The sequence below is a fragment of the Pseudomonas farris genome (genome assembly GCF_019145235.1).
Classification (GTDB): domain Bacteria; phylum Pseudomonadota; class Gammaproteobacteria; order Pseudomonadales; family Pseudomonadaceae; genus Aquipseudomonas; species Aquipseudomonas farris.
On sequence record NZ_JAHSTV010000012.1, the window covers coordinates 141,673 to 163,277 of the forward strand.

Below are 21,605 nucleotides of genomic sequence, written 5' to 3' on the forward strand. Positions count from 1 at the left end.
AACAAAAAATGGGAGGGCCATGGTAGCGCATCCCCGTGGCAAGACAAGCCATAGGGTTTGCGGTATACAGACTGGCTGTATATGGATTTCGCTTGCTGGAGCAGCCAATGTCTTTACGACCACTCATTTTGCTCAGTCTTTTCAGCCTGTTGGTGGCCTGTGGCAGCGATGCGCCCAAGCCCCAGCCGCCAACGCCCGGCCCTGCACCGCAACAGGCGCAGAAGAAAGCCAAGGCGTCGGCCGAGCTCGGCCCCCTGCCGGCATATCAACGTGAATTGAGCGGCACTCTGCAGGGCGTGCCGGCCGGTGCCGAAGTCGAACTGGCGTTGCTGGTGATCGACGAAAAGGATCGTCCGCAACTATTGCTCGCCAGTTCCAACCTGATCGGTACCAATCAAGTGTTGCCGTTTCGCCTGCGTTTCAACCCTGAATCCTTTCCGGCCGGCGCCCGCGTCGAGCTTCGCGGCCGCGCCAGCCAGTCCGGGCAGTTGATTCTGCATCTGCCGGCGCAAATGATCACACAGCCAACCACCCAGGCATTGGGTCAGCTGCAGTTCGTCAAAGCGCCATGATTGCACCGCTCGACCTGCAACAGGCGTTAAGTGAACTGCTCGGCGATGCACAGCTTGTAGCCTGTGAGTTACCCGGCACCGAGCTGAAACTCTGGCTGATCGACGGCGACAACATGGACCGTGCCTTCAGCCCGGAAGAAACCCGGCGGATTCTCCACGAGCCGCCGTATTGGAGTTTCTGCTGGGCCAGTGGGCTGGCCGTGGCTCGTTATCTCGCCGAGCACCCGCAATGGGTCGAAGGTAAACGGGTGCTGGATTTCGGCGCCGGCTCAGGGGTTGCCGGGATTGCGGCGGTGAAAGCCGGGGCACTGGAAGTGGTGGCCTGTGACCTGGACCCGCTGGCGATTGCCGCGTGTCGGGCGAATGCCGAACTCAATGGCGTGCAACTCAGCTACTCGACGGACTTTTTCGCCGAGGCCGATCGGTTTGATCTGATTCTGGTGGCCGATGTGTTGTACGACCGGGCAAACCTGCCGTTGCTCGACGAGTTTCTCAGCCGTGGCTGGGAAGCATTGGTGGCGGATTCGCGCGTGAGGGATTTTCGCCATCCGTTGTATCGGCGCATTGAAATGCTGGAAGCGATGACCTTGCCGGATCTGGCCGAACCTGAAGAGTTTCGGTATGTGAGCCTTTACCATTCCACCCGGACATGATCGTTCCCACGCTCCGCGTGGGGAATGCAGCCCGGGACGCTCCGCGTCCCAAAGCGGACGCAGAGCGTCCATTGAGGCATTCCCACGCAGAGCGTGGGAACGATCAACGTTACGACTTTCAGCAGCCCCCCGCCAAGCCTTATAGTGACCACATTCACGCTTTTACGAGATCCCCCATGAGTCAGGAAACGCCGTACATTTTCGACGCCACGACTGCCGATTTCGACCAGTCGGTGATCGAGAACTCTTTTCACAAACCGGTGCTGGTGGATTTCTGGGCCGAATGGTGTGCGCCGTGCAAGGCCTTGATGCCGATGCTGCAAACCATCGCCGAGAGCTATCAGGGCGAGTTGCTGCTGGCCAAGGTCAATTGCGACATCGAGCAGGACATTGTTGCGCGCTTCGGCATTCGCAGCCTGCCGACTGTGGTGCTGTTCAAGGACGGTCAGCCAGTGGACGGTTTTGCCGGTGCACAACCGGAATCGGCTGTGCGCACGATGCTCGAACCCCACGTGCAAATGCCGCCGCCCGCTGCGGCCGACCCGTTCGAACAGGCTCAGGCGCTGTTTGATGAAGGCCGTTACGCCGACGCTGAAGCCACGCTCAAAGTGCTGCTGGCGGAAGACAACACCAACGCCAAGGCGCTGATTCTATATGCCCGCTGCCTCACTGAGCGCGGCGAACTGGGTGAAGCGCAAATCGTACTCGACGCGGTCAAGACTGATGAGCACAAGGCTGCGCTGGCCGGCGCCAAGGCGCAGATCCAGTTTCTCGGTCAGGCCAGGGATTTGCCGGATGCGGCAGACCTGAAAGCGCGTCTGGCGAAAAATCCGCAGGACGATGAGGCGGTCTATCAACTGGCGATCCAGCAACTGGCCCGCCAGCAATACGACGCTGCGCTGGATGCCTTGCTGAAACTGTTCATCCGCAATCGCAGCTACAGCGAAGGCTTGCCGCACAAGACCTTGCTGCAGGTGTTCGAACTGCTGGGCAACGATCACCCGCTGGTGACCACGTACCGTCGCAAGTTGTTTGCTGCGCTTTATTAAAATCAAAAGATCGCAGCCTTCGCCAGCTCCTACAGGGGGAATACAAATCCCGTGTAGGAGCTGGCGAAGGCTGCGATCTTTTTTGTGGCTTACTCGATCCAGCCGTGTGAACCCGATTCCTACGCTGGTTCGATCCAGTGGTACAGCGGCGTATCCCCGCCGCTCACCACTTTGACGTTTGCGCAGTGGCGCAAGCGCACCAACAAGCGTTTGCCCGCCGCAGCGCTGCCGGTCAGCCCTTCCAGTTGCTCCAGCAAATCCGGCCCGCTCAATTGCCCGGCCTTGCGCAGCAACTCTTGGGCGATCTGCCACAGCGCATCGTCCTGATTCACCGGTTTGGCGGGCGCAACACTCGCCTCGGGTTTTGCTGCCTGCAACTGCGCACCGAGCTGTGCCCAGTCGCCCTCATCCAGTTCCAGGGTCAAATCCACCGGCCAGTCGCCGATGCTTCCGCGTATTCGCAACATAAGTCTGCTCCTGCACATACCTGACTCGCATGCTCCCATGGGTCTTGCGCAACGCCAAGCAGACGGTCAAACTCTCGGCGCTTTCGTTATAAGATTACATAACAAATTTTTCATTTTACTTTTCGGAGACCCGCCATGCGCCGTCTGCTGCTCGCTTTGCCGTTTGCCTTGTTGCCGCTGGCTGTCGCCCATGCGGCGGTCGAGCATGATCACGATCATGATGAACATGGCAGCCTCAGCGCCCACGAACATGGCGTCGGTCGCCTGAACGCGGCGCTGGATGGCCAGACTCTGGAGCTTGAACTGGAAAGCCCGGCGATGAACCTGGTGGGTTTCGAACACGCCGCCACCACCGACGCCGACAAGGCCAAAGTCGCCGTCGTCCGCGCGCAGCTGGAAAAACCGTTGGTGCTGTTCAACCTGCCGAAAGCCGCCGGTTGCGTGGTCGCGACTCAGGAACTGGAAAGCCCGCTGTTCGGTGACAAGCCGGATGCCGATGACCATGACGAAGAAGACGCCAAGGACGGTCACGAACATCACCAAGATCACAGCGAGATCCATGCCCATTACCAATTCAGCTGCTCGGCCCCGGGCGCGCTGAAGACCCTGGATTTGGCGAATATCTTCAACACATTCCCGGCCACCCAGAAAGTTCAGGTACAACTGATCAGTCCGAGCGGGCAGCAAGGGGTTGAAGTGACGGCCAAGGCTGCCGCCCTGAAATTCTGATCCGACACCAATCCAATGTGGGAGCAGGCTTGCTCGCGAAGACGGCAGCACATATAGCAATGATGTGACTGAAATACCGCTTTCGCGAGCAAGCCCGCTCCCACAGGGTTCACCACCAACCTGACCGGTTTCACATGACCCAAGCACTCATCGAACTGTCCGACCTGGGCTTCAGTTGGCCCGGTCATCCGCCGCTGCTGGACATCCCGGCGTTTCGCCTCATGCCGGGTGAAACCCTGTTCCTCAAAGGCCCCAGCGGCAGCGGCAAGACCACCCTGCTGGGCCTGCTCGGTGGCGTGCAAAAGCCTGATCACGGCAGCATTCGCCTGCTCGGCCAGGAACTGACCGAGCTTTCTGCCGGCGCACGCGACCACTTCCGCGTCGATCACACCGGCTACATCTTCCAGCAGTTCAACTTGCTGCCATTTCTCTCGGTGCGTGAGAACGTTGAGCTGCCTTGTCACTTCTCCAAGCTGCGGGCCGAACGGGCGAAACAGCGTCACGGCAGTGTCGATCAGGCGGCAGCCACCCTGCTCGCCCACCTGGGTTTGACCGATCAAAGCCTGCTCAGCCGCCGCGCCGATTCGCTGTCCATCGGCCAGCAGCAACGGGTCGCCGCCGCGCGTGCGCTGATCGGTCAGCCGGAACTGGTGATCGCCGACGAACCGACCTCGGCGCTGGACTACGACGCCCGCGAGAACTTCATTCGCCTGCTGTTCGCCGAATGCCGCGAAGCCGGGTCGAGCCTGTTGTTTGTCAGCCATGACCAGAGTCTCGCGCCGCTGTTCGATCGCCACCTGTCGCTGGCCGATCTCAATCGCGCCGCCACCCCGTCCGAGGTCTGAGATGTATTTGTTTCGTCTAGCCATGGCCAGCCTGGCTAACCGTCGCTTCACCGCGATCCTCACCGCATTCGCCATCGCCCTGTCGGTCTGCCTGTTGCTGGCCGTGGAGCGGGTGCGCACCGAAGCCAAGGCCAGTTTCGCCAGCACCATCAGCGGCACCGACCTGATCGTTGGCGCGCGTTCCGGTTCGGTGAACCTGCTGTTGTATTCGGTGTTCCGCATCGGCAACGCCACCAACAACATCCGCTGGGACAGCTTTGAACATTTCGCCAACAACCCGAAAGTGAAGTGGGCGATCCCGATGTCCCTCGGCGATTCTCATCGCGGATACCGGGTGATGGGCACCACCGAGGCGTACTTCGAGCATTACCAGTACGGCCATCAACAGCACCTCGAACTGGCCGACGGTCGCGCCTTCGCCAGCGATCCGTTCGAAGTGGTGCTCGGCGCCGAAGTGGCCGATGCGCTGCATTACAAGCTCGGCGACAAACTGGTGCTGGCCCATGGCGTGGCGGTGATCAGCCTGGTCAAACACGACGACAAACCGTTCACCGTGGTCGGCATTCTCAAACGCACCGGCACCCCGGTGGACCGCACGCTGCACATCAGTCTCGGCGGCATGGAGGCGATTCACGTCGACTGGCACAACGGCGTGCCGGCGCGCGGTAATGGTCGGATCAGTGCCGATCAGGCGCGCAACATGGACCTGACGCCACAAGCGATCACTGCGTTCATGCTCGGCCTCAACAGCAAGATTTCGACGTTTGCGCTGCAACGGGAGATCAATGAATTCCGTGGCGAGCCGATGCTGGCGATCCTGCCGGGCGTGGCATTGCAAGAGCTGTGGAGTTTGATGAGCACGGCGGAAAAAGCCTTGTTCGTCGTCTCTCTGTTCGTGGTGCTGACCGGGTTGATCGGCATGCTCACGGCGATCCTCACCAGCCTCAATGAACGGCGCCGCGAGATGGCGATTCTGCGCTCGGTCGGCGCTCGGCCGTGGCACATCGCGACCTTGCTGGTGCTGGAAGCCTTTGCCCTGGCGTTGTCCGGAGTGATTGCCGGTGTGGCGTTGCTGTATGTGTGCATTGCCGCAGCTCAGGGTTACGTGCAGGCGAATTACGGCCTTTACTTGCCACTGGCCTGGCCGAGCGAATATGAATGGACGCTGCTCGGTGGCATCCTGATCGCCGCGCTGCTGATGGGCAGCGTGCCGGCCTGGCGCGCGTATCGCCAATCCTTGGCCGATGGCCTGTCGATCCGACTATGAGGACATTAATGATGCCCCGCGCTGTGCTTGCGCTATTGATGCTGGTTGCCCTTCCGTTGTGGGCGGCCGAGCCGAAGGACCTGACCTGGTCGGAAATGATCCCGCCGGATGCTGCGCCAGAAGTGCCGAACATGACGCCGCTGCATGACCTGTCGAAGATGAGCGATGCGTTATCCGCAGAATCGGCTCCAGCGGCCAAGCAGGACATGCCGAACGCGCCGGTGGTGAAGAGCCTCGACGGCCAGAATATTCGTTTACCGGGGTACATCGTGCCGCTGGAAGTCAGTGAAGAAGGCCGCACCACGGAGTTTCTGCTGGTGCCGTATTTCGGCGCCTGCATCCACGTACCGCCGCCTCCGTCGAACCAGATCGTGCATGTCAAAAGCGAAGTCGGCGTGAAGCTTGATGAGCTGTATCAGCCGTACTGGATCGAAGGTGCATTACAGGTGAAAGCGTCCACCAGCGAGTTGGCGGATGCCGGGTATCAGATGGAGGCGGACAAGATTTATGTGTATGAATTGCCGGAATGATCCGGCAGTTCTGTGTTGTCTGTTCAATCGCCATCGCGGGCAAGCCCGCTCCCACAGTGTTCTCTGTTGTTCACAAATATTGCATTCACAGAAGATCCCTGTGGGAGCGGGCTTGCTCGCGAAGGGGCCTTCGAAGGCTGCGCAAAAAACAGGGCCATCACTGTTTCATTGAGCTGAGTCAAAAGACCGTATCAGTTGGATCCCTACCATTGGACATCGAACACTTTTAACGTCCTTTGGAGCTCCCATGCACAAGTCCTTGCTCTGCGCTTCGCTGTTCGCCCTCGCGCTCGCAGCCCCGCTCGCCCATGCTCACACCGCCGGTGACATCATCGTTCGGGCCGGTGCGATCACCGTTAACCCGGAAGCCGACAGCTCCAGCGTCAAGGTCGATCAAGGCCCGTTGAAGGGCGCCGATCTGGGTGGCAAGGCCACCATGAGCAGCGACACGCAACTGGGCTTGAACTTCGCCTACATGATCACCAACAACCTGGGGATCGAATTGCTCGCGGCCTCGCCGTTCGAGCATGACGTGAAGCTCAAAGGCACCGCCCTCGGCGCCGCCAACGGCAAACTCGGCACCCTGAAACACCTGCCGCCAACCCTGAGCCTGGTCTACTACCCGCTGGACGCCAAGTCCGCGTTCCAGCCGTACATCGGCGGCGGTATCAATTACACCTGGATCTACGACGAGCACGTCGGCAGCGAAGCCGCCGCCAATGGCTTCAGCAACTTCAAGGCGGATAACTCCTGGGGTCTGGCCTGGCAGGTCGGTGCCGACTACATGCTGACCGACAATGTAATGATCAACGCTCAAGTACGTTACATCGACATCGACACCACCGCGACCGTGGAAAACAACGCCGTCGCACCGGGCACCCGGGCCAAGGTCGACGTTGATGTGGACCCGTTCATTTACATGGTGGGTTTGGGTTACAAGTTCTAAACCCGCTGCAAAAAAAGGCGCCTCGACAGGCGCCTTTTTCATTGCCTCACCGGACGCGGAGCGTCCCTGGCTGCATTCCCACGCGGAGCATGGGAACGATCTATCGTCCCAGCAACCGCGCCAAGCCTACACTCATCGGTGTTTGCTGTGGGTAGGTAAACCGCTCCAGTAAACGCCGATTATTCGCGCGTGAATGGCGGATGTCACCGGAGCGCGCCGGGCCGTAGCTCACGGGCGGCAGCTTGCCGACCACCGCTTCAAGGGCTGCAAGCATTTGCTTGAGGGTCGTCGCCTGATTCCAGCCGACATTCACCGCGCCGACTTCGACCTGTGGCTTCTCGATGGCTTGCACCAACACGTCCACCAGGTCCTCGACATAGACAAAATCCCGAGTCTGCTCGCCATCGCCGAACACGGTGATCGGCAAGCCTTTCTGCGCGCGCTCGCTGAAAATACTGATCACCCCGGAATACGGCGAGGACGGATCCTGGCGCGGGCCGAAGATGTTGAAGAAGCGGAAAACCACCGGTTCCAGACCATGCTGGCGACGATAGAAATCGAAGTAATGCTCGCTCGCCAACTTGTCTGCCGCGTATGGCGTTAACGGTGCCTTGGGCGTGTCTTCGTCGATCGACTCGCCTTCGCCATTGTTGCCATAGACCGCTGCGCTGGACGCGTACAGCACTCGTTTGACGCCGGTCTGACGCATGGCTTCACAGACATTCAGCGAGCCGATGAAATTGCTCTGATGGGTCTTCACCGGGTCATCCACCGAAGCCTGCACCGAGGCCACCGCAGCCAGGTGCGCCACAGCGCTGCAACCAACCATCGCCTGCGCCACCAGTGCGGCATCGGCGACGTCGCCCACGATCAGTTCGATGAGGGGATTGTCCAGCGGCAGGTTGCTGCGTTTGCCGGTGGAGAGGTCATCGAGAATGCGCACCGAGTGACCCTTGGCGAGCAAGGCGTCGGTCAGGTGCGAACCGATGAAACCGGCGCCGCCGGTGATTAAAACAGGGCCGTCAGCCATGGCGATAAAACCTATCCAGTAAGCCCGGGAGTGCCGCGCGCCAGGCGCGGGGCTTGATCCCGAAAGTGTGCAGAATTTTCTTGCAGGCCAGCACCGCGTGTTGCGGTTCTTCAGCGGCGTCGGGCCGTGCGGCGTGAGCCTGGGCGGTCGGTGCCTCAATGGCCAGCGGATGCAGGGCGCGTGCTTCGGTGAGAATCGCCTGCCCCAGTGCAAGCGGCGTGGTCGCCTCATGCCCGGCGTAGTGGTAAGTGCCCCACAGCGGCGCGGAGCAATCGAGTTGCTTGAGCACCGAAATGATCACCCGGGCGGCATCGTCCACCGGCGTCGGATTACCGCGACGATCATCGGCCATCAACAGTTCTTCAGCTTTCTCGGCCCGGCTCAGGAATCGCCCGAGGGTGCCGTCGGGGCTGTCATCGAGCAGCCAGCCGAAACGCAGCAGTACGTGCTGCGGACAAGTGGCGCGCACGCTTTGCTCGATTCGCCACAAGGCCTGGCCGCGCAGGCCCAGCGGTACCGGTTCGTCTTTTTCGCTGTAGGCGGTCGCCCGGGAGCCATCGAACACGCGATAACTCGACGGTTGCAGCAGCACAATGTTGTGATGCTGGCACAGCTCGGCCAGCCGTTCGACGGCTCGCTCCTGCCCGGCCAGACGCTGTTCGCTGACGGTCTCCGCCTGGAACCAGTCAAAATAGTAGGCGAGATTGATCAACGCATCCGGACGGGTATCGTCGAGCAGTTGCGTCAGGCTCGCGGCGTCCCAGCCGTCTTGCGGTGGGCGGGGGGCGAGGAAACCGATGTCTTCCTCCGCACCGAGGCGAATCAGCGCCTGCCCAAGGGCATTTCCGCCGCCCAGTAACATAAGGCGCATTCGCATAGAGTCAGCAGGCCCAGTCTGATTGGAACGATGGCTTTATCGACAGCGCCCGCAGGCGATTTCGTCAATAGTTGCCGGAATCGTTGCATTTTGCGGGTTTAGTGCGCAACCGTCATCCGTAAAGTGTAGTTCCGTCGGATTGGGTTGACCCTGCTGGCCCCTTCGCGAGCAAGCCCGCTCCCACATTGGATCTCCTGTGTACTCACATTTTGTGACCGACACTGTTCAACTGTGGGAGCGGGCTTGCTCGCGAAGGGGCCCTAAAGCCGACAGAGGACTTGAGCGGTACTTGCAACTTCCCGCCCCCACCCGCATAAATTACCCCATGAATCTGCCCATCCCCACGGACGCTGCTCTGGCAGGCTTTCACCCCGCCGTCAGCGCCTGGTTCAGCAACACCTTCGCGACGGCCACCGCCGCCCAAGCCCGGGCGTGGCCGTTGATCCGCCAGCGCCGCTCGACCCTGATCGCTGCGCCCACCGGTTCCGGCAAGACCCTCACCGCGTTTCTGGCCGTGCTCGACGATCTGGTCCATCGTGGCCTGGAGAGTCCGGACGGCCTGCCGGACGAAACCCTGGTGGTCTACGTTTCGCCGCTCAAGGCGCTGTCCAACGACATCCGGATCAACCTGCAAAACCCGCTGGCCGGCATTACCGAACAGTTGCGGGTGATGGGCCTGCCCGACGTACCGATCAGCACCGCCGTGCGCACCGGCGATACGCCGCAAAAAGAGCGCTCGGCCATGCGCAAAACCGCGCCGCACATTCTGGTGACCACCCCGGAATCTCTTTACGTGCTGCTCGGCTCCGACTCCGGCCGGCAAATGCTCGGCACCACCCACACGGTGATCGTTGACGAAATCCACGCCATTGCCGCCAGCAAACGTGGCAGTCATCTGGCCCTGAGCCTGGAACGTCTGCAAGCACTCTGCTCGCAACCGCTGGTGCGTATCGGCTTGTCCGCCACGCAGAAACCCATCGAAGCGGTTTCGCGCTTTTTGGTCGGCCGTGATCGCGACTGCGACATCATCGACATCGGCCACGCCCGCCCACGGGACCTCGATATAGAGGTGCCGCCCGTGCCCTTGTCGGCGGTGATGGCCAATGACGTCTGGGAACTGGTCTATGACCGACTCGCCGCCCTCGCCCGTGAACACCGGACCACGCTGATTTTCGTCAACACCCGGCGTCTGGCCGAACGCCTGAGTCGACACTTGAGCGAGCGCCTCGGCAAGGACGCGGTGGCGGCCCACCATGGCAGCCTGGCCAAAGAGTTTCGCCTGGACGCCGAGCAACGCCTCAAGCGCGGCGAGCTGCAAGTGCTGATCGCCACTGCTTCGCTGGAATTGGGGATTGATATCGGCGATGTCGACCTGGTGTGCCAGATCGCTTCGCCACGCTCGATTGCCGGGTTTCTGCAACGAGTCGGCCGCTCCGGGCACCAGGTCGGCGGCACGCCCAAGGGCCGGTTGTTTGCCACCACCCGCGACGACCTGATCGAATGCGCCGCCCTGCTCGATTGCGTCCGCCGTGGTGAACTCGACACGTTGCAGATCCCCGAAGCGCCGCTGGACGTGCTGGCCCAGCAGATCATCGCTGAGGTCAGCTGCCAGGAATGGCAGGAACAGGCGCTGCTGGACATGCTGCGCAACGCCTCGCCTTACGCCTCGCTCGACGAAAAACACTATCAGGCACTGCTGCAAATGCTCGCCGAGGGGTACAACGGGCGTCTGGGTATTCGTAGCGCTTACCTGCACCGGGACGCCGTGAGCCGCACCCTGCGCGGCCGCCGGGGCGCCAAGCTGACCGCCGTGACCAGTGGCGGGACGATTCCGGACAACGCCGACTACAGCGTGTTGCTGGAGCCTCAAGGGCTGAACATCGGCAGCGTCAACGAAGACTTCGCGGTGGAAAGCATCGCCGGGGATATCTTTCAGCTGGGCAATACGTCGTATCGAATCCTGCGGGTCGAAACCGGCAAGGTCCGGGTCGAAGACGCTCAGGGGCAACCGCCGACCATTCCGTTCTGGCTCGGTGAAGCACCCGGGCGCAGTGATGAACTGTCGTTCGCCGTGGCACGCCTGCAAGCGCAACTCGATGAGCGGCTCGGCGCCACACCCGGCAACTTGCAACCGGCCGTCGACTGGCTGACCGACACCCTCGGCCTGAACCTCGCCAGCGCCGAGCAATTGGTCGATTACCTGGCCCGGGCACGCCAGACCCTCGGCGCCTTACCGTCGCAAGACACGCTGCTGATGGAGCGGTTTTTCGACGAGTCCGGCGGTACGCAACTGATCATCCATTCGCCGTTCGGCAGCCGCATCAACCGCGCCTGGGGCCTGGCCCTGCGCAAGCGTTTCTGCCGCACCTTCAACTTCGAATTGCAAGCCGCCGCCAGCGAGGACGCCATCGTGCTGTCGCTGTCCACCGGTCATAGCTTCGAGCTGGAGGATGTCTGGCGTTATCTGCACAGCAACAGTGCCGAACATACCTTGATTCAAGCGGTGCTTGAGGCGCCGCTGTTCGGTGTGCGCTGGCGCTGGAACGCCGGGGTCGCCCTGGCGCTGCCGCGCTACAGCGGTGGACGCAAAGTACCGCCGCAGATCCAGCGGATGAAAAGCGAAGACCTGATCGCCAGCGTGTTTCCCGATCAGATCGCCTGTGTGGAAAACCTCGCTGGCGAGCGCGAGATTCCTGATCATCCGCTGGTGGAACAAACCCTCGATGATTGCCTGCACGAAGCCATGGACAGCGAAGGCTGGCTGGCATTATTGCGGCGCATGGAACAGGGCGACATCCGCCTGGTCAGCCGCGATTTGCCGGCGCCCTCGCCACTGGCGGCGGAGATTCTCAGCGCTCGCCCCTACACCTTTCTCGACGATGCGCCGCTGGAAGAGCGCCGCACTCAGGCAGTGCTCAACCGCCGCTGGAGCGATCCGCAATCCACCGACGATCTCGGTGCGCTGGACGCCGAGGCAATTACTGCGGTGCGTGAAGAGGCCTGGCCAACGCCAACCGGCATTGATGAAATGCATGAAGCGCTGATGAGCCTGGCGTGCATCTCCGATACCGAGGCCCTGGCCAATCCGAATTGGCTCGAGTGGCTGAACACCTTGGCCGACAGTGGCCGCGCCAGCCGTTTGCAAATCAATACCGAACAATCGCTATGGTTCGCGCTGGAGCGACTGACTTGCCTGCGGGCGATTTATCCACAAGCCACATTGGTTCCACCGCTGGAGGCGTTGCCCGGTTTCGATGAAACCTGGGAGCCGGACGAAGCGGTGCTGGAAGTGATCCGCGCACGGCTCAGCGCGTTTGGTCCGTTGCCGCTGAAGGCGATTGCTGAACCTCTCGGTCTACCGGCGATTCAAGTCACTCAGGCCCTGGCGCAACTGGAGCGCGAAGGCTATGTACTGCGCGGGCAATTCACCCCTGGCGCCCCTGATGACGAGTGGTGTGAGCGGCATCTGCTGGCGCGGATTCATCGCTACACGGTCAAACGACTGCGACGGGAAATCGAGCCGGTTGCGTTGCAGGACTTCATGCGTTTTCTGTTCGACTGGCAGCATCTTTCCAGCGCGAGCCAAGCCCAGGGCCGCACGGTGTTGCCGGCGATCATCAGCCAGTTCGAAGGCTACCCCGCCGCTGCTTCGGCGTGGGACAGCGACATTCTGCCGGCGCGTATCAAAGACTACTCGGCGAGCTGGCTGGATGAGTTATGCCGCAGCGGCAAACTGATCTGGACCCGACTGACCACGCGCAACAAGAGCGCCAGCACGGCATTGCGCAGCACGCCGATTCTGTTGCTGCCGCGTAGTCAGGTCGGATTGTGGAGCGGCTTGACCGAGCAGACGCCGGTCAGCGAACTGTCGCCCAAAACACAGAAAGTCCATGAAGCGCTCAGCCAGCATGGCGCACTGTTTTTCGATGAGCTGATTCACGAAGCCCATCTGCTGCGCTCGGAACTGGAAATCGCCTTGCAGGAACTGGTGGGTGCCGGACTGGTAAACGCCGACAGCTTCGCCGGCCTGCGGGCGCTGATTACCCCGGCCAGCAAACGCCAGAATCGCAGCAACCGACGCGGGCGCGGAGCATTTGTCGGCGGCATGGACGATGCCGGACGCTGGGCCTTGCTGCGCCGCGGTGCTGCCGCCCCGGTTGTGGATAAGCAACGACCAGCGCCTACGCCCAGCGAAACCCTGGAACACATTGCCATGACCTTGCTGCGCCGTTATGGCGTGGTGTTCTGGCGCTTGCTGGAGCGTGAGGCGGATTGGTTGCCGAGTTGGCGGGAATTGCTGCGCACATTCCATCGGCTCGAGGCCCGGGGCGAGATTCGTGGCGGGCGGTTTGTCAGTGGTCTGGCGGGGGAGCAATTTGCGCTCCCTGAGGCGATTCCGTTGCTGCGCGAAGTCCGGCGGCGACCGCACGACGGAAGTCTGATCGCGGTGTGTGGGGTGGATCCGCTGAACCTTGCCGGCACCTTGTTGCCAGGCGCGAAAGTACCGGCGCTGGCGAGCAATCGACTGGTGTACCGCGACGGCATACCGGCCGCTGCCGAGATCGCTGGCAAGCAGCAGTTCTGGCTGGAGCTGGATCAGCAGGCCAGTGGCGAGGTGCGTAACAAACTGATCCGGCATTGATGTTGTCTGGCCTGGCGCCTTCGCGAGCAAGCCCGCTCCCACGGGGGATGTTGTGTCGATCACAAAACCGCGCTCCGACACAGATCAAATGTGGGAGCGGGCTTGCTCGCGAAGAGGCCATCACAACCAACAAGATCATTGGGTTCGCGGTTGATCCGGCAACAACACCGGCGATTCCTCCAGCGTCGGCCCATCATCTTCTGGCTCATCCACATGCCTTTTGGGGATCAAAACCTGCTGTGGATAAGTCTGCGCGAAATGCACCCATGGGCTGTTATCCACAAGCTTTTTCAAACGCTGATTGAACGCCCGGCTCACCGCATATTGCCCACCCGACACGGTACGAAACTGCGCCGTCAACACCACGCCGTTAAGGTCCATTTTGTCGACACCGAACACATCCAGCGGCCCTTGCAGGTTGTACTTGAGAAACGCATCGTCACGAATCGAATCCCCGGCCTCGCGGATCAGTTCTATGGCCTTGTCGACATCGGTGTCGTAAGTGAACTGCACCGAGAAAAATGCAAATGCAAACTGCCGCGATTGATTGGTCACGGCCTTGATCTGGCCGAACGGCACCGAGTGCACAAAGCCCTTGCCGTCGCGCAGACGCAGGGTGCGAATGGTCAGGCCTTCGACAGTGCCGGCGTGGCCGGAATCGAGCACCACCCAATCGCCGATCGACAAGGTGTCCTCAATGATGATGAACAACCCGGTGATTACGTCCTGCACCAGTTGCTGGGAACCGAAACCAATCGCCAGACCGACCACCCCGGCACCGGCTAGCAGCGGCGCGACGTTGATCCCCAGGTTGGCCATGGTGGTGATCGCGCAAATCACCACCAAGATGATTTTGATCGCATTGCGCAGCAGCGGCAGGATGGTTTTCACCCGCGTGCTCGGCTGACGCGCCGAGCGCTTGCTGACCGGCGGTTTCAAGGCTTCCTGAATCGCGGTGTCGAGCACCACCCAGAGCAACCACGTCACCAGAAAGATCATGCCGATACTGCTTAACGAATTACTGATCGCTCGGCCCACGGAGTTGCGTTCAGCAAACTCGAACAGCGACACGCCCCAGATTCGCCCGAGGATTTCGATGAACGCCACGGCCATGACGATGCGCAGCAAGGCATGAAGCAAGCTGAGAAAACGCTCCTTGTAAGCACTGCTGCGCTGGATCGCTTCGGCCCGGCGAGTCTTGAACAAGTGCTGGAAAATCGTGCTGAGAAACACCATCGCGATCAGCAACACGGTGGTGAATAACGCACAGCGCAGGGCCTTTTGATTGTCCTCGCCGACGCCGATCAGGTTGATCGCCGAGACCAGCACCATCAGCAGGATCGGCCAGTACCAGAGCCCGGAAAAGATTCGCAGGGACTCTTGCAATGAGGGCTGTTTGAGGCGCTGAGTCAATGGGCGGTTACGGATCAGATGCGCCACCGGACGACGCAGGTGAATCACCAGCAAACCGAAGATGATCGACGCGAACAGCCCAGTGAAGACCGCGATGCTGCTGGTGATGTTGCCGCCCAATTGCCGGGCGATCTGCGGGCTGGTCAAGGCATCGCTCAGCGCAGCGAGGAAGCCAATCATGAACAGCGGTCTGGGGCAGTAGTCACGGATGATCTGCACCGCCGGGCGCTTATGACCGGTATTGAACATGACGATCACGCAGAGCAGCATCGAGGTCGAGAAAATGCCGCTGCTGGTGGCGTAGGCGAAACACAGCGCGAGGGCGCGACCGACCGAAGCCTGCAGGAAATGGCTGACGTAGAGGGTCAGCGGCAGACAGATCACGGCGGGCAAGGTGAAAGGCATCAAATACTTGAGCAGGTCCTGGCTGCGCTCGCGCGTTCGCAACCAACGGCCCAGGTTCAAATGCCTGGCCAGAATGCCGCCGAGCACCGTGAGCAAGGCAAACGTGCCGAGCCACACACCGGACAACAACAGGAAGTCAGCGGCTACGCCCCAGGAAGAACGGGACGAGGGCTGATTCACCAGTTTGTCCACTTCATCCGCCGCCCGATCAGCGCGCAGACGCCAGGCATCCACCAGATTTTGGTTGAGATCGAGTTTGTCCTGAACGTCGTCGATGCTGGAGCTGATGGCCCCGAGCAGGCCTCCCTGGACCAGCGGCTCAGCCTTGGCGGGCTCTTCAGCTGCAGTGGGAACGCCTGGCAACGCGGCGGCTTCCAGTTCGTTGCTGCCCACAAACAGCAACGCCCCCAGTAGTATCGCGGTCTTGAACTTGAACAAAACGCGGAGCTCCTTCACAAGGGTCTGTAAGGAACTGATTGGCAAATGGCGGCCAAGTTCGGTTTTGGCCGCAAGATAGCCCGCCGATGCGGTTCACTGTGGAGAGAGAGCTTGCCCCCGCTGGGGTGCGAAGCGCCCCCAAAACCTGCGAACCGATTTCTCTCAGATATTTCATTCGCCACTCGATATTTGACCTCCGCGCAAATATCAAATGCCCATCCCTGTATTTTTCTGCACGACCCAAACCCCGACACTGCGCTCCATCAATCAATCCGCCCGGAGTTGCAGCCATGCCCATTGCCTTGCTCGCGCTGACCCTCAGCGCTTTCGCCATCGGGACGACGGAGTTCGTCATCGTTGGCTTGTTACCTACCATCGGCACCGACCTTGGTGTCAGCCTGCCGTCCGCTGGTCTGCTGGTCAGCCTGTATGCACTCGGCGTGGCCATCGGCGCGCCGGTGCTGACCGCCCTCACCGGTAAAGTCCCACGCAAATTGCTGCTGTTGTCGTTGATGGTGCTGTTCACCCTCGGCAACTTGCTGGCCTGGAAAGCGCCGAGCTACGAGTCGCTGATCATTGCGCGGATCGTCACGGGCCTGGCCCACGGGGTGTTTTTCTCGATTGGCTCGATCATCGCCACCAGCCTGGTGCCGAAGGAGAAAGCCGCCAGCGCGATTGCCATCATGTTCACCGGCCTGACCGTGGCGCTGGTCACTGGCGTACCGTTGGGGACGTTTATCGGTCAGCATTTCGGCTGGCGTGAAACCTTCCTCGCCGTGTCTGCATTGGGTGTGATCGCCTTCATCGGCAGCCTGCTCTACGTGCCGAAAAACATTGCCCACAGCAAACCGGCTTCGTTGTTGCAGCAATTGCAGGTGCTCAAGCAGCCGCGCCTGCTGTTGGTGTATGCCATGACGGCGGTCGGTTACGGCGGCTCGTTCATTGCCTTCACCTTTCTGGCGCCGATTCTTCAGGATATTTCCGGCTTCAGCGCCAGCACTGTCAGCCTGGTATTGCTGGTGTATGGCATCTCTGTGGCCGTGGGCAACATCTGGGGCGGCAAACTGGCGGACAAGCACGGCCCGATCAGCGCTCTGAAAATCATCTTCGCCCTGCTCGCCGCCGTGTTGTTCGTGCTGACTTTCACGGCTGGCAATCCATGGCTGGCCCTGGCCACCGTGCTGGTTTGGGGCGCCGTCGCTTTCGGCAACGTGCCAGGCCTGCAGGTGTATGTGGTGCGTCAGGCCGAACATCACACCCCGAATGCGGTGGACGTGGCGTCGGGCCTGAACATTGCGGCGTTCAACCTCGGCATTGCCGGTGGGGCGTGGGGCGGTGGTTTGATCGTGGCGCACATGGGTCTGATTCATACCGCGTGGATCGGCGGCCTGGTGGTCTTGGTCGCACTGGCACTGACCGCCTGGAGTGGGCGTCTTGACCGGTTGGGCCCTGTGTATGCCGAATCGGCTGAAGGCTCGGCCCGGATCGTCGTCGGGCATTGATCAACCTATGGGAGCGGGCTTGCTCGCGAAAGCGGTGTGTCAGTGACATCAATACTGGATGTGCCGCCGCTTTCGCGAGCAAGCCCGCTCCCACATTTGATTTATGGTGTTTTTGAGTTTTACCGTCCGTAGCCCCGTCGAAACTTTCTCGCCCCCCCGGCAGTCATCAAAAGACAGAGGCTGTCCGAGGGCTACATAGACGGGAGGCGACATGGCGGCGATTCATATTGGTATTTCAGGCTGGCGCTACACGCCTTGGCGGGGGGAGTTCTACCCGAAGGGGCTGACCCAGAAGCGCGAATTGCAATTCGCTTCACGGGCAGTGAACAGCATCGAAATCAATGGATCGTTTTACGCCCTGCAACGGCCCGAGCGTTATGCCCAGTGGTACGACGAAACCCCGGCGGGCTTTGTGTTCAGCGTCAAGGCGCCGCGTTTCATCACCCATATCAAGCGCTTGCGAGACATTCATAAGCCGCTGGCGAATTTCTTTGCCTCCGGGGGTGCTGGAACTCAAGGAAAAACTCGGCCCGATCCTCTGGCAGTTTCCACCCAACTTCAAATTCGACCCGGAATTGTTCGAAAGCTTTCTCGAACAATTACCCCACGACACGGAACAAGCCGCCGCCCTCGCCCGCCAGCATGAGCCGCGTTTGAACGGTCACGCCAGCATGAAGGCCTACGGCAAGAAACCGCTGCGCCATGCCGTGGAAATTCGCCACGAAAGCTTTGTCGATCCCGCCTTCGTCCGGCTGCTCAAACGCTACAACACCGCGCTGGTCATCGCTGATACCGCCGGCAAATGGCCGTATCGCGAAGACCTCACCAGCGATTTCGTCTATCTGCGCCTGCACGGTGCCGAAGAACTCTACGCCAGCGGTTACACCCCACAAGCGCTGAAACGCTGGGGCGACCGGATCGATGCCTGGTATCACGGACAGCAACCGGCAGATCCGCAATTGATCGCGCCCCGGCAAAAACCCAAGACACGCAGATCCCGGGAAGTGTTCTGCTATTTCGATAACGACATCAAAGTCCGGGCGCCCTTCGATGCCCGCCGCCTGCTTGAGCGTTTCCATCTCGACAAGGACCTTGCCACCGTCCCCGGTGAGCCAGTTGCCGAAGGAGTGCTGCCATGAGCGTTCCCGAACCGGTCGGCACAACGGATGAACAGCAACCCATCATCAGCGCCGTGAGCCGTTTCACCGTGCTGACGGTCAACACCCACAAGGGTTTCACCGCGCTCAACCGACGCTTCATCCTGCCCGAGTTGCGCGAAGCAGTACGCAGTGTGTCCGCCGATGTGGTGTTTTTGCAGGAAGTGCATGGCACTCACGAATATCACCCGCAGCGCTACCTCAATTGGCCGGCGATGCCCCAGTACGAATTCCTTGCCGATACCTTGTGGCCGCAGTTTGCCTATGGGCGCAACGCGGTCTATCCAGCGGGCGATCACGGCAATGCGCTGTTGTCGAAATTCCAGATCATTCGCCACGACAACCTCGACGTTTCCATCCACGGCCATGAGAACCGTGGAATCCTGCATTGCGTGTTACGGATGCCCGGCGATGGCCGGGAAGTGCATGCTATTTGCGTCCATCTGGGGCTTCGCGAAAGTCACCGCACGGCACAACTCAAGCTGCTGACCCAACGTTTGGAAGAGTTGCCGGAGGATGCCCCGGTGGTGATCGCCGGCGACTTCAATGATTGGCGCCTGCGCGCTGATGCGCTGCTCAAGCCCTGCGGCTTGCGTGAAGTCTTTGCCGAGCTGCATGGCAAACCGGCGCGTAGTTTCCCGGCGCGTTTGCCGGCGTTGCGCCTGGACCGCATCTACGTGCGCAACCTCAAGGCCAGCCATCCGCAAGTACTGGCGGCACGCCCCTGGTCACACCTTTCCGACCATGCACCGCTATCGGTGGAGATCGAGCTATGACCGGCCCATTGATGGAAAAAACCACGATCGAACACGTCTCCGCACCTCCGCCCGTGCGTGAGCCGGCGGTCGTTAATATCGAATACGGTTGGCACCGTAACAACCGGGTCCAATTGCTGGAGAACGGTGAGGAATACTTTCCACGGGTATTTGAAGTGCTGCGTCAGGCCCAGAGTGAAATCCTGCTGGAAACCTTCATTGTGTTCGAGGACAAGGTCGGTAATGAGCTGCAAAAAATCCTGATTGAAGCGGCTCAACGCGGCGTGCGCATCACCGTCAGCCTCGACGGTTTTGGTTGTGGCGAATTGAGTACGGAGTTCCTCGCGGCCCTGAGCAATGCAGGTGTGCGCCTGCAAATATTTGACCCCGCCCCGCGTCACTTTGGCATCCGCACCAACTGGTTCCGCCGCCTGCACCGCAAGATTGTGGTGGTCGACGGCACGATTGCGTTCCTCGGCGGAATCAACTTTTCCGCCGACCATTTGGCCGACTTCGGCCCTGAAGCCAAACAGGATTATTCGGTTGAAGTGCAAGGCCCGGCGGTGGCCGATATTCATCATTTCGCCTTGCTGCAAAGCGGTCGCCCGGCCCGGGCCAAATACTGGTGGCAACGCCGCAGACAGAGGCGCGCGGAACTGGCGGTCAGCGATCATGATGGTCAGGTACGGCTGGTGTATCGCGACAATGCCGAACACCAGGGCGATATCGAAGAGGTGTACTTGCGAGTACTGCGCGGCGCCCGGCATCGCGTGATCATCGCCAACGCCTACTTCTTTCCAGGCTATCGGCTGCTGCGGGAGATCCGCAACGCGGCGAGGCGAGGGGTCGAGGTGCGCCTGATTCTTCAGGGCCAGCCGGATTTGCGCGTGGCCAGGCTCGCCGCGCGCATGACCTACGATTATCTACTGCGGGCCGGGGTAGCGATTTACGAATATTGCGACCGTCCCCTGCATGGCAAAGTCGCCTTGGTCGACGAGGACTGGAGCACCGTCGGTTCAAGTAACCTCGACCCGCTGAGCCTGTCCCTGAACCTGGAGGCCAACGTGTTGATCCGCGACCGCGCCTTCAACCGTGACCTGTTCGAGCGTCTCGACGAATTGAGCAGCAACCACTGCAAGGTCATGTCGACGGACAAGGCGCCTCGCGGGCGGATCTGGCACATGACTATCGGTTTTCTGGTGTTTCACGTCCTGCGGCATTTCCCGGCCTGGGCCGGTTGGCTGCCGGCGCATAAACCGCGCCTGAAACCCTTCATCCATCCGACCGGGAGCGATAAGGCATGAGGCATTCTGAAGCGCAGCCTGCGCCTCACTCCGACACGCCGCGAAAATCCCACTGGCACCGCTGGAAAAAGCCGCTGACGATGCTGTTTTTTCTGGCGTTGATTGTGCTGTTCACGATGCTTGCCCAACGCATCGAGTGGGGCGAAGTGTTCGATACGTTGGCCGACTTTAAAGTGCGCACACTGATCATCGCGTCCGGGCTGACGCTGCTGAGTTTTCTGGTGTACGCCTGTTTCGACCTGATCGGTCGCACCTATATTCGACAGGACCTGACCTGGCGGCAGATCCTGCCAGTGGGCATCATCAGCTATGCCTTCAACCTTAACCTGAGCGCCTGGGTCGGCGGGGTCGCCATGCGCTATCGGTTGTATTCGCGGCTCGGCGTGAGCAAAAGCAACATCGCGAAAATCCTCGGGCTGAGCCTGGCGACCAATTGGTTCGGCTACATGGTGATTGCCGGCACAGTGTTCAGCAGCGGACTGGTGCGAATGCCCCCAGGCTGGAAATTGAGCAGCGGCGCCCTGCAAGGCGTGGGCGTGTTATTACTGCTGATAAGCGCGGGTTATCTGGCAGCCTGTCGATTTTCCAGGCGACGGCAATGGTCAATTCGCGGCGTGGAAATCAATCTGCCGTCGCTGCACATGGCGGTCCTGCAACTGGCCCTCGGCGCGCTCAACTGGTCGCTGATGGCGGCGGTAATCTTCACCCTGCTGCCGAGCAAGCTGGACTATCCGCTGGTGCTTGGCGTGTTGCTGATCAGCGCCTTTGCCGGAGTTATTACCCACATTCCGGCCGGGCTCGGCGTGCTGGAGGCGGTGTTCGTGGCGTTGCTGCAACACGAGGCCTCACGAGGAAGCCTGGTGGCGGGGTTGCTCGCTTATCGGGCGATCTATTTCCTCCTGCCGCTGCTGATTACCGTGGTGATGTACCTGGTGGTGGAAGCCAAGGCGAAGTCGTTGCGGATCCAGAAGAAACCTTCTTGAGAGATTGGTTGAAACGGATGCCGCTTTCGCGAGCAAGCCCG

At 60.8% G+C, this 21,605-nt stretch carries 17 protein-coding genes and 1 pseudogene; 14 read left to right on the forward strand and 4 right to left on the reverse strand.

Annotated features, from left to right (window positions below; all coding sequences use genetic code 11):
• Positions 1-107: 107 nt before the first annotated feature.
• The 3 genes from KVG95_RS24010 (at position 108) to trxA (ending at position 2,274) form a co-directional block, all read left to right on the forward strand.
• Positions 108-572, forward strand: a complete 465-nt coding sequence (locus KVG95_RS24010; RefSeq protein WP_123359061.1) for a YbaY family lipoprotein — start codon at positions 108-110, stop codon at positions 570-572.
• Positions 569-1,225 (forward strand): class I SAM-dependent methyltransferase, encoded by a 657-nt coding sequence (locus KVG95_RS24015; protein ID WP_217858197.1) that lies wholly within the window; start codon positions 569-571, stop codon positions 1,223-1,225. The genes KVG95_RS24010 and KVG95_RS24015 overlap by 4 nt, the downstream gene beginning before the upstream one ends.
• 176 nt (positions 1,226-1,401) lie before the next feature.
• Positions 1,402-2,274 carry a thioredoxin gene (gene trxA, locus KVG95_RS24020; protein WP_038981342.1) on the forward strand — a complete coding sequence of 291 codons (873 nt, stop codon included), beginning with the start codon at positions 1,402-1,404 and terminating at the stop codon, positions 2,272-2,274.
• Between the two features lie 119 nt (positions 2,275-2,393).
• Here trxA and KVG95_RS24025 read toward each other — a convergent pair whose 3' ends face one another.
• Positions 2,394-2,741 carry a hypothetical protein gene (locus KVG95_RS24025; RefSeq protein WP_217858198.1) on the reverse strand — a complete coding sequence of 116 codons (348 nt, stop codon included), beginning with the start codon at positions 2,739-2,741 and terminating at the stop codon, positions 2,394-2,396.
• A 135-nt stretch (positions 2,742-2,876) separates the two neighbouring features.
• Here KVG95_RS24025 and KVG95_RS24030 point away from each other — a divergent pair, with 135 nt between their 5' ends.
• The 5 genes from KVG95_RS24030 (at position 2,877) to KVG95_RS24050 (ending at position 7,058) form a co-directional block, all read left to right on the forward strand.
• The gene (locus tag KVG95_RS24030) at positions 2,877-3,470 is read left to right on the forward strand and encodes a DUF2796 domain-containing protein (RefSeq protein WP_217858199.1); all 594 of its coding nucleotides are present in this window, start codon (positions 2,877-2,879) and stop codon (positions 3,468-3,470) included.
• A gap of 134 nt (positions 3,471-3,604) precedes the next feature.
• Complete coding sequence (locus KVG95_RS24035; protein ID WP_052967069.1) at positions 3,605-4,315, forward strand: ABC transporter ATP-binding protein; 711 nt, start codon at positions 3,605-3,607, stop codon at positions 4,313-4,315.
• 1 nt (position 4,316) lies between these two features.
• Positions 4,317-5,582, forward strand: coding sequence for an ABC transporter permease (locus tag KVG95_RS24040; RefSeq protein WP_052967068.1), 1,266 nt, complete (start codon positions 4,317-4,319; stop codon positions 5,580-5,582).
• A gap of 11 nt (positions 5,583-5,593) precedes the next feature.
• Positions 5,594-6,112, forward strand: coding sequence for a DUF3299 domain-containing protein (locus KVG95_RS24045; protein WP_217858227.1), 519 nt, complete (start codon positions 5,594-5,596; stop codon positions 6,110-6,112).
• 247 nt (positions 6,113-6,359) lie between these two features.
• The gene (locus tag KVG95_RS24050) at positions 6,360-7,058 is read left to right on the forward strand and encodes an OmpW/AlkL family protein (RefSeq protein WP_217858200.1); all 699 of its coding nucleotides are present in this window, start codon (positions 6,360-6,362) and stop codon (positions 7,056-7,058) included.
• A 100-nt stretch (positions 7,059-7,158) separates the two neighbouring features.
• Here the strand turns inward: KVG95_RS24050 and KVG95_RS24055 are convergent, their stop codons facing one another.
• Positions 7,159-8,088, reverse strand: coding sequence for an NAD-dependent epimerase/dehydratase family protein (locus tag KVG95_RS24055; protein WP_217858201.1), 930 nt, complete (start codon positions 8,086-8,088; stop codon positions 7,159-7,161).
• Positions 8,081-8,965: a sugar nucleotide-binding protein gene (locus tag KVG95_RS24060; RefSeq protein ID WP_217858202.1), complete on the reverse strand. Its 885-nt coding sequence runs from the start codon at positions 8,963-8,965 to the stop codon at positions 8,081-8,083. The genes KVG95_RS24055 and KVG95_RS24060 overlap by 8 nt, the downstream gene beginning before the upstream one ends.
• 325 nt (positions 8,966-9,290) lie before the next feature.
• Here KVG95_RS24060 and KVG95_RS24065 point away from each other — a divergent pair, with 325 nt between their 5' ends.
• On the forward strand, positions 9,291-13,607 hold the full coding sequence (locus KVG95_RS24065) for an Lhr family helicase (protein WP_217858203.1): 4,317 nt from the start codon (positions 9,291-9,293) through the stop codon (positions 13,605-13,607).
• 135 nt (positions 13,608-13,742) lie between these two features.
• Here KVG95_RS24065 and KVG95_RS24070 read toward each other — a convergent pair whose 3' ends face one another.
• Positions 13,743-15,863 (reverse strand): mechanosensitive ion channel family protein, encoded by a 2,121-nt coding sequence (locus tag KVG95_RS24070; RefSeq protein WP_217858204.1) that lies wholly within the window; start codon positions 15,861-15,863, stop codon positions 13,743-13,745.
• Between the two features lie 290 nt (positions 15,864-16,153).
• Here KVG95_RS24070 and KVG95_RS24075 point away from each other — a divergent pair, with 290 nt between their 5' ends.
• The 5 genes and pseudogenes from KVG95_RS24075 (at position 16,154) to KVG95_RS24095 (ending at position 21,564) form a co-directional block, all read left to right on the forward strand.
• On the forward strand, positions 16,154-17,365 hold the full coding sequence (locus KVG95_RS24075) for an MFS transporter (RefSeq protein ID WP_217858205.1): 1,212 nt from the start codon (positions 16,154-16,156) through the stop codon (positions 17,363-17,365).
• Positions 17,366-17,576: 211 nt separating this feature from the next.
• Positions 17,577-18,504, forward strand: a pseudogene (locus KVG95_RS24080) (DUF72 domain-containing protein).
• A complete protein-coding gene (locus KVG95_RS24085; RefSeq protein WP_123720577.1) occupies positions 18,501-19,298 on the forward strand; it encodes an endonuclease/exonuclease/phosphatase family protein in 798 nt (265 codons plus the stop codon). Before KVG95_RS24080 ends, KVG95_RS24085 begins: the two are co-directional and overlap by 4 nt.
• Positions 19,295-20,581, forward strand: a complete 1,287-nt coding sequence (gene clsB, locus KVG95_RS24090; RefSeq protein ID WP_217858206.1) for a cardiolipin synthase ClsB — start codon at positions 19,295-19,297, stop codon at positions 20,579-20,581. Before KVG95_RS24085 ends, clsB begins: the two co-directional genes overlap by 4 nt.
• Positions 20,578-21,564, forward strand: a complete 987-nt coding sequence (locus KVG95_RS24095; RefSeq protein WP_217858207.1) for a lysylphosphatidylglycerol synthase domain-containing protein — start codon at positions 20,578-20,580, stop codon at positions 21,562-21,564. Before clsB ends, KVG95_RS24095 begins: the two co-directional genes overlap by 4 nt.
• The last annotated feature ends 41 nt before the right edge of the window (positions 21,565-21,605 follow it).

Bases quoted from the DNA above. Each gene is read 5' to 3' on its own strand.
- KVG95_RS24025 (WP_217858198.1), bottom strand. From the start codon at position 2,741: ATGTTGCGAATACGCGGAAGCATCGGCGACTGGCCGGTGGATTTGACC.
- clsB (WP_217858206.1), top strand. From the start codon at position 19,295: ATGACCGGCCCATTGATGGAAAAAACCACGATCGAACACGTCTCCGCA.
- KVG95_RS24075 (WP_217858205.1), top strand. From the start codon at position 16,154: ATGCCCATTGCCTTGCTCGCGCTGACCCTCAGCGCTTTCGCCATCGGG.
- KVG95_RS24085 (WP_123720577.1), top strand. From the start codon at position 18,501: ATGAGCGTTCCCGAACCGGTCGGCACAACGGATGAACAGCAACCCATC.
- KVG95_RS24015 (WP_217858197.1), top strand. From the start codon at position 569: ATGATTGCACCGCTCGACCTGCAACAGGCGTTAAGTGAACTGCTCGGC.
- KVG95_RS24030 (WP_217858199.1), top strand. From the start codon at position 2,877: ATGCGCCGTCTGCTGCTCGCTTTGCCGTTTGCCTTGTTGCCGCTGGCT.
- KVG95_RS24095 (WP_217858207.1), top strand. From the start codon at position 20,578: ATGAGGCATTCTGAAGCGCAGCCTGCGCCTCACTCCGACACGCCGCGA.
- KVG95_RS24040 (WP_052967068.1), top strand. From the start codon at position 4,317: ATGTATTTGTTTCGTCTAGCCATGGCCAGCCTGGCTAACCGTCGCTTC.
- KVG95_RS24050 (WP_217858200.1), top strand. From the start codon at position 6,360: ATGCACAAGTCCTTGCTCTGCGCTTCGCTGTTCGCCCTCGCGCTCGCA.
- KVG95_RS24065 (WP_217858203.1), top strand. From the start codon at position 9,291: ATGAATCTGCCCATCCCCACGGACGCTGCTCTGGCAGGCTTTCACCCC.
- trxA (WP_038981342.1), top strand. From the start codon at position 1,402: ATGAGTCAGGAAACGCCGTACATTTTCGACGCCACGACTGCCGATTTC.
- KVG95_RS24010 (WP_123359061.1), top strand. From the start codon at position 108: ATGTCTTTACGACCACTCATTTTGCTCAGTCTTTTCAGCCTGTTGGTG.
- KVG95_RS24060 (WP_217858202.1), bottom strand. From the start codon at position 8,965: ATGCGAATGCGCCTTATGTTACTGGGCGGCGGAAATGCCCTTGGGCAG.
- KVG95_RS24055 (WP_217858201.1), bottom strand. From the start codon at position 8,088: ATGGCTGACGGCCCTGTTTTAATCACCGGCGGCGCCGGTTTCATCGGT.
- KVG95_RS24035 (WP_052967069.1), top strand. From the start codon at position 3,605: ATGACCCAAGCACTCATCGAACTGTCCGACCTGGGCTTCAGTTGGCCC.
- KVG95_RS24045 (WP_217858227.1), top strand. From the start codon at position 5,594: ATGCCCCGCGCTGTGCTTGCGCTATTGATGCTGGTTGCCCTTCCGTTG.